Here is an 8,080-nt window from a genome sequence, read left to right as displayed (position 1 = left end):
GTGTCTGGGACATTAGTTCTCCTACACCACCTAAAACGAATAACCAGCGGGAACATAAGTAACCTCTTCAGAAATAAGGCGCCATCCACAAAAATTTGAAGAACAATTTTCGTGGATGGCGCCTTATTTCTCGAAGCTGAACACTTCTGTCCCGACCTCTATCTACTCATTTTATTTATTGTATAAATCATATGAACAAAGCTTTATTAATAGCCATTGCCTGTCCAAGTCTCTGTACCTTGCTCGTTTTGCTGACCGCCGTATGGGTCATAATATTGTTGCTGGTTATACTGATTCGGGTCGTAATATTGAGAGGTGTCTTCTGAGTAGACCGACTGCTGACCGTACCCATCAGTGCCATATTGATTGTACGTGTCTTGCGAATACTCAGATGTCTCACTGGTCGTGGTATTAGCAGTGGTATTCCCTTCGCCATTTTCTGAGTCATCATAAAACATCATATAGGCATTGTCATTTTTTAAGTTAGGCAACGTATCACTTGGCTCGATTTCTAATTGTTTTTTCAATTGATTTTGGATCGATAATAAGTCATTCTGACCGAGTATTTGGTAGTACACATCATTGATCGTCGTGTCTTTACCTTTTAGCTGGTCTTGCTTGATCGTCTTGAAAGCAGCGGTGTAATTCGTTGCAATATCAAGCATATCATCCCAATCCAAATCAGTTGTCACATTGTTCCCAGCAGCATCCAGAAGTTTTCGATAATTACTTACGCCATCAAGACTGACTACTTTATTGACGATTTTTGTTACGACCTCACGTTGGCGTGCTTGTCGGCCGATATCACCTTCAGGATCTTCATGACGCATTCTTGCATATGCCAACCCTGTTTCACCATCAACTGTTTGTTTTCCTTCTGGAACATGGACACCATCTAAAGTAAAGTCGATTTTATTGTCGATCTCGATCCCACCTACTGCATCGATCAAGTCCTTCATACCATCTAGATTGATTGTGACATAGTGGTCAATAGGGATATCAAGTAATTGTTCGATCGAATCCATTGCCATCTCCACGCCACCAAATGCATAAGCATGGTTCAACTTATCGACTGTCCCATATCCGACGATATTCGTATAGATATCTCGGTCCAAACTAATGATCGTTGATTTTTTTTGTTGTGGATTGACGGTCACGACCATCATCGTATCAGATCTCCCTTGTTCTGTGCGTCCAAGACCACCTGTATCTAACCCTAACAATAATACTGAAAAGGGTTCTTGGTCGTCGATACTTACACGATCGTCACGTTTTGCTGATACACGATCAGATTGTTTTGAAATCCGATTGACTGTTTGGCTCGCCTCTCCCATAAACTTGATTCCATAAGCTGAAACTCCGCCGACGAGAAGTACGATTATTCCCAATAAAGTCAATATCACTTTTTGCCACCGCTTCATAATACACCTCTATCATACATATTCTTGATTATTCTCTCATACACCCAATCATTCAGCAATCCACCTACTTAATCCTAATAAAACTTTAAAAAATAGTGTTTATCTTCGTGATTTATATGTATTTTTTGTAAAATTCTTAATTATCATACCATAGGGCGCATGAACAGAAAAGAAAGAAAGCGATTCTTTTTATACGTTTTATTGGATTTTTATGATTTTTCGTTCAATAAATAAAAAAGAAATAGTTATTTTTATGATTTGTCTATTCCTTTCTACTGAGCTTCTCCATCAAAAAAATCGGAGACAACGAAAATGAAATAACTTTTTTCGTTGTCTCCGTCTTTTTAAATTTTTTCAAAAGTGAATGTAGTTGAAAAAATATTGATAGTTTTCCTTGTGTGGTTCTTAGCTCACGCCATTTCTTGCAAAGAAAACTGGCGAATATACTTATTGATCTCATGAAAATCGCTACCTGTGACTGACCCCTTTGCCAAAACGATACTATCATTCGTCAAATGCTGTTCGATATTTTGTGTTAATTCAGGTAACGTTTCAAACCATTCGTATTTCTGGTCATTTTTACTTTGTTCATTGAATAATTCTCTGAAATGTTCCCCATAGCCATAAATATGATCTGCTGGTACGTCTGTTAATGCCTCCATCACTTGCTGATGGACATTTTCAGAAGCATTTCCTAAATCCGCGATTTGCCCTAAAACCAATATCGATTTTCCATTATAAAATGGGCGTACTGCTTTAAAGTAGTCGATTGCATTTTTCATAGCAGGTAATGACGCATTGTGTGTATCATCAATAAAAGTAAAAGATGGTTCATTCGGATAAACCTTTCTTTCTAAAACTTTAGGTAATGGTTTGAATGTCTCGAAAGAAGCAAGATAAGAAGAAACATCCCCTTTGATCTTCCAAATGGCTATCAATGTCGCCAACGTATTAGAAATCATCCCTAAAGAAGCAACACTGAGACGGATCTTGAACTCTTGCTCAAAAAAATGAATGCCTACTTCACAAAACTCTTTTTTCTGTTCAACGGATGAGACATATACATCTCTACTTGTGTCATATAGTGAATAAGTAAAAATTTCTGTTGTTTTCTTTTCGGCTGCTTGAATGAGTATAGCTAACTCTTCATCGCCCATGTCCGTATTGATGATTGCTGTACCATTCTTTTTTAAACCGTCAAAGATTTTTGATTTATAGTAAGCGACATTCTTAGTCGTTTTCAAGGAACTAAGATGGGCTTCACCTATCGAAGTCACGATTGCTATATCGGGTTGGATTAAAGTAGACATCGAACCCGTGTCATAGGTATTCAACGCATTAAGGGAAACTTCAAGGTTCAATAAATCAAAGTCTCCTACTAATTGACTTAAATAAAGAGGAATCGCGAATCTTACATTATGATTTCCGCGATTTTCTAGAACCTTTTCCTCTTTGAACGCATGGGTGATCATCATACGTGTAGATGTTTTTCCAGCAGAACCAGTAATCGCAATCACTGGTTTTTGGAATTCTTGGCGCATTTGATTGGCAAATTCTAATAGGAAACGCCAACTATCTTGGACAATGAATTGCGGTGTCGTCACAAGAGGGTCTTCGATTGGATGTTCTGTGACAATCAGAGCAAATTGATTTTCCTTTCCTTTGATTTGTTCATTTCCGTCCGCCCATTTGACTGGGCGCATTTGGTTGATATATTGACGCCGTTCATTTGTTATACAAACAAATAATGTTTTAGAATAATCTTTGGTTTGTTTTAGATGTCCGGAGAAGTACTCCAGTTGATCGATCTCCTGATCCAAACTAGCATACTCTTTAAAATAAGAACCTTCGATATCACTAAGTAATTGCTTGATCGTATTCATCTTTTCACCTACTTCATTTACCATTTTCCACGTTTTGGTCTTGCTTGATTGACATATCTTCTTGCTTTTTGATCAATTCGTTTGGGAGAGTCATCGGCATCAACTTCCCATGGATAAAGCCCTTCTTCATTTTTCTCGTATTGGCTTAGATCCGTTTCTAGCGATTCTGATTGATGATGCTTTTTCTTTTTTAGACGATAACCTAAATAGGAAATCCCGATCAATGCCAATGCTGCAAAACGAATAAATGCAACCATCTTATTCACTCCTTTTTATAATGACTTCGATAATTGATCAATCCAGACAAAAAATGCTCTGCATCATCGATCCGCATTCGAAAACGATCATGTCTTGCAAAAAAACCATAACTAATACTAACTGGTTTTTTAAAAAAAAGCGCATATTCTGGAAACATGACTCCTGTTTTGATTTCATGAGAAACACGCTTCTTCATCACTGTATCGATTCGTTCCTTTACTTCAATGAAATCATTTTGCGTGTTGAAAAGTTCATTTTTTAGTTCACTATGTTCCAGCTTTCCCATCATTTTGGACGCTGCCACAAGTAATTCAAGCATTGTCGGGTAGGCAGTATCCCGCTGCTCAATAAAGTTGATATTTTCGAGGGCATTTTTGATTCCAAAACGATAATATGCAATTTTTTGTTTATGTTTTAGCATCTCGTTTGTCGCATAGCTCAACCAATGATCATGATATTTTTGATAATCTTCCATGACAAAATGTTCCATCAAGATTTCACACGTACTAAAAATCGCAGGATCATTTAGAATCTCATAAGCTCTTAGCAAAGAAAATAAAGCTTCCCCATCATAATAAATGATCCGAAAACGCTCTTTGATCGCCAATTGTTTATCCAGAACATGGATTGTTTGGTTATCTTTTGAGATAAATTTTCCAGAAATCGTATCAACAAGTTGTTCCAAGTACTTTTTATAAAAACTATCCTCGGATACTTGGATATATTTTGCGATTGCTAAAATTGCAGTTGCTTGGGCACCTAATTTGTATTCGATTTCTTTATTGAAATAGTCTTTGACCAAAAAATATCCCTGTTCATTCGTTGTTAAGTTTTCAATACCCCAAGCAAGGCCTTTTTCTGCCTGTAGCAACAGTTCACGATCTGAGAAATACTCAGCAGCTTCAAGCAACGCATATAATGAAGAGAAATGTCTGACTGAATTATAGCCCTTGATTAATTTGTCATAACAAGGATAATAACCGTAGATAAACTGTCCAGTGTTAGTTAGCTGTCCTTTTAGATACTTACTTCCTTCTCTTATGACGGAATCAGTCACTTCATTCAAAGACTCTTCAGTGATCTTTCTCACCTGATTTCCATTTCCGTAATCTTCAAGCTTGATTACTTCGTCGTTTTCAATATAATAAGCTTTCGTTTTAAAAAGATAGACGTTCGAACGCATCAAGTAACTTAAATCCGCCTCTTCTCGATTGTATTTTCGTTTCACATATCCTCGAAAATTCTGTGGATCAATTTGTAGATTCGGATGATTTTTTCCAACAATATGTGTTTTCACCGGTTTGATAATGGCATTTCCTACTAATTCTTCTTTTAAAAAAGAACGTTTCCTTAGCCCATCAAACCGTACATTAAAATCTATATAATTATTGCGCTTGATTTTTTTTAATTTTTGGTTTAAAAAGTCGAAGTCGATTTTTTCTTCTTCGGTTACAAGATCCATTCTTAAATAGGAATTTTTATCCCATTGATTCGTTTGATAAGCAGTCACGATATTATTCCAAAGCTGAGAGATATTTTTCCCATGTAACTCTATCGTTTTTCCACGTTCTTTGTTTTCACCAGTAGTAATGATGACGGTTTTTCTTTCTGTCTCCATCTCTGTGGTATCCAAGATATCTTTTAAAGTCGAGAGTCTACTACGTGTCTGCACTAGCATCATATCACCTCTATCAGAAATAGCTATGACAAGCAGACAATGTTCCGATTGCCATAGCTAATTTTCTAGTTCCTGTTCGTTAATCTTCTTTATTTTTTTGGATTTCCAGATACCAACTCCTGAAAGTAGTGCAGTGATCGCACCTAACCAAGAAGTGGCAACAGAAGAATGCTCAGCTGTTTTAGGATACATTTTCGGTGTCGCTGAGTGGTGTCCACTAGGATTTACTCCACTTCTAGCAGATGACCAACCAGATTGGTTGCTTGTTCCACGTGTACTTAAGAACAATCCAACTGGATCTCCATCTGGATCATTTCCTGGGTCTCCCCCGTTGGTTCCAATCCCGCCTAGACGACCATCCGCATCGGCGTCAGCGTCGGCGTCGGCGTCGGCATCTGCATCGGCGTCAGCATCCGCGTCAGCATCGGCGTCAGCATCGGCGTCAGCATCAGCATCGGCATCCGCATCGGCGTCGGCATCGGCATCAGCGTCAGCGTCAGCATCGGCGTCAGCATCCGCATCGGCATCCGCATCGGCGTCGGCATCCGCATCCGCGTCAGCGTCGGCGTCAGCGTCGGCATCAGCATCGGCGTCAGCATCCGCATCGGCGTCAGCATCGGCGTCAGCGTCAGCATCTGCATCGGCGTCAGCATCTGCATCAGCATCAGCGTCGGCATCAGCATCGGCGTCAGCATCCGCATCTGCATCGGCATCCGCATCTGCATCGGCGTCAGCATCTGCATCAGCATCGGCATCCGCGTCGGCGTCAGCGTCGGCATCAGCGTCGGCATCGGCATCAGCGTCGGCATCCGCATCGGCATCCGCATCCGCGTCAGCGTCGGTATCAGCGTCAGCATCGGCATCCGCATCCGCGTCAGCGTCAGCGTCGGCATCAGCGTCAGCATCCGCGTCGGCATCTGCATCGGCATCCGCATCAGCATCGGCGTCGGCATCGGCATCTGCGTCAGCATCGGCATCGGCATCCGCATCGGCATCAGCGTCGGCGTCGGCATCCGCGTCAGCATCCGCATCGGCATCCGCGTCGGCATCCGCATCCGCGTCGGCATCAGCTTCTTCATCATCCGGGATAATTGCCGCCGTTGGTAAACTTGGATTATCATTTTGATCGTAGGCAATTAGTTGGATATCATCAAGCGGCGCAACATCGTCTTGAGAAATCGGTATCGTAAATGCACCTGTCGCATCTGCTTGACCTTCAGCGATCAAATTGTTGGCATCGTCATAGATCCGCACTGTAGCATTTGGATCGGCTAACCCAGTGACTTCATATCCTTCTGTTGAATTTCCTGTAACTTCAACATTATAAGGTGCAGTTACTTCGGCTGCTTGGTAAAAAATCGGTGAATAGCCGTCAGTAGTTGAACCTACATTAAGGTTCAACACATCTGCTTTCACAACAGTTCCTACAAAGCCTGCTTCATAAGGAGTTGATAAATCAATTCCTGCATTTGCTAAATCAGCATAATTTGGATCTTGGATCGTTGTCGGGATTGTGATTTCTGTTCCTCCTAGTACACTCGCATCTGCTACAACACCAACCAAAGAGGAAGTTGGTCCTAATAGACCTGTTGCAGTGGCAAACGCTAAGTTAAATACCGGTTTAACAGTTGCTGCCAAGGCAGTATTGACAATCCCAGCTGCCGCATTTCCTAAAAGGCCACTCCCAGTTGCTTGTAGCGCCTGAACGGCATTGTTCAAATCAGTTAATATTTCTGTTAACCCTTCTCTAACAACTGTTTCAAGTGCCCCATCAAGATCACCGTAAATATATTCATCACCTTGTACTTGCAATGGAATTTGCACTTCAGCAGAAGTCAACGTACTTAGATTTTGTAATAAGTTCAGTTGCTCATAGACTTCGGCAAGATTCACACTTGCTAATGGATTCGCACTCAACAAGGTATCAATTGCCGTGATCAAAGGAGTGACTGCCCCATTTACTGCATTCAGCAGTGGTGCTAATTCATCTTGTGGAAGTAATATATCTGTTTGGACAGTCCCGGGGCCTGCCGGAGAAACTAACCCCTGCATTTCCTCTGGAATCACTAAGACAGCACGTCTCGTTCCATTTAATAAATTCACATTGATTCCATTTTCTCCTGAAATCGTAAAGTCAACGTTTCTACTCGTCCCACTAAGCTGATAAGGAGCTGAAGCTGTCGTGCCACTTGTATTAGCTGTAGTCAAAGTATTGAATATCTGTCCACTGACCACATCTGCATAAGCTTGCTGCGTGCCAAGGGTAAATAAAGGTGTTGCAATTGAGATTGGAGTAACCCCTAACATTATTCCTGCCGCTATCGACGTGCCTATCAATATTGTTTTTTTAGATCGTCTTTTGGCACGCGCCTTTTGATCCATACTTTTTTTGTAATCCTTTTTCATTCCCGTTCCCCCTAAAGCAGATTCATGTATTTTTGTTCTCCCCCACAGATTGAATCAACACGAATAAATATGCTTTGCCCTGAATGACACTCCTTTACCAAAAATTTAAAAAGATATCTTTTTAATTTTTCTCATTACAACTTAAGTTACCTTGAATAGTAGCAACGACGATATAAGAAATCTATCATTATGTTCTGATATATTTTGAAATAACTACCTAAAAACAGAACACAACACCTAAAAATGAATATGTAATCGTTATCTTATGCAAAAAAATTTATTTAAAAGTCTAAATAACATATAATATTATTTGAACAAAGTATTATTTCTTATTTATTTTTACACAAAAAACGGGTACTAGATCTTTATTAAAATAACTAAAAAAACATTAGTACACCATACGATTCTCCACTACAAAAGCTATTGAATAAATT

The 8,080-nt window shown here is 40.0% G+C and carries 5 protein-coding genes; all 5 read right to left on the bottom strand.

What is annotated here, in order from left to right:
- Positions 1 to 206: 206 nt before the first annotated feature.
- Positions 207 to 1,421: an LCP family glycopolymer transferase gene (locus CUS89_RS06425; RefSeq protein ID WP_104871501.1), complete on the bottom strand. Its 1,215-nt coding sequence runs from the start codon at positions 1,419 to 1,421 to the stop codon at positions 207 to 209.
- A 410-nt stretch (positions 1,422 to 1,831) separates the two neighbouring features.
- Positions 1,832 to 3,304 (bottom strand): Mur ligase family protein, encoded by a 1,473-nt coding sequence (locus CUS89_RS06420; protein ID WP_104871504.1) that lies wholly within the window; start codon positions 3,302 to 3,304, stop codon positions 1,832 to 1,834.
- Between the two features lie 17 nt (positions 3,305 to 3,321).
- Complete coding sequence (locus tag CUS89_RS06415) at positions 3,322 to 3,561, bottom strand: hypothetical protein (RefSeq protein WP_104871500.1); 240 nt, start codon at positions 3,559 to 3,561, stop codon at positions 3,322 to 3,324.
- A 5-nt stretch (positions 3,562 to 3,566) separates the two neighbouring features.
- Complete coding sequence (locus CUS89_RS06410) at positions 3,567 to 5,240, bottom strand: hypothetical protein (RefSeq protein WP_104871499.1); 1,674 nt, start codon at positions 5,238 to 5,240, stop codon at positions 3,567 to 3,569.
- Positions 5,241 to 5,297: 57 nt separating this feature from the next.
- A complete protein-coding gene (locus tag CUS89_RS06405; protein ID WP_104871498.1) occupies positions 5,298 to 7,646 on the bottom strand; it encodes an adhesive domain-containing protein in 2,349 nt (782 codons plus the stop codon).
- Positions 7,647 to 8,080: the final 434 nt, after the last annotated feature.

Source organism: Enterococcus mundtii (genome assembly GCF_002947535.1).
Classification (GTDB): Bacteria; Bacillota; Bacilli; order Lactobacillales; family Enterococcaceae; genus Enterococcus_B; species Enterococcus_B mundtii_B.
The sequence above is the reverse complement of the archived record's forward strand: the minus strand, read 5'-3'. Positions and strand labels throughout refer to the sequence as shown.

Bases quoted from the DNA above. Each gene is read 5' to 3' on its own strand.
- CUS89_RS06425 (WP_104871501.1), bottom strand. From the start codon at position 1,421: ATGAAGCGGTGGCAAAAAGTGATATTGACTTTATTGGGAATAATCGTA.
- CUS89_RS06420 (WP_104871504.1), bottom strand. From the start codon at position 3,304: ATGAATACGATCAAGCAATTACTTAGTGATATCGAAGGTTCTTATTTT.
- CUS89_RS06415 (WP_104871500.1), bottom strand. From the start codon at position 3,561: ATGGTTGCATTTATTCGTTTTGCAGCATTGGCATTGATCGGGATTTCC.
- CUS89_RS06410 (WP_104871499.1), bottom strand. From the start codon at position 5,240: ATGCTAGTGCAGACACGTAGTAGACTCTCGACTTTAAAAGATATCTTG.
- CUS89_RS06405 (WP_104871498.1), bottom strand. From the start codon at position 7,646: ATGAAAAAGGATTACAAAAAAAGTATGGATCAAAAGGCGCGTGCCAAA.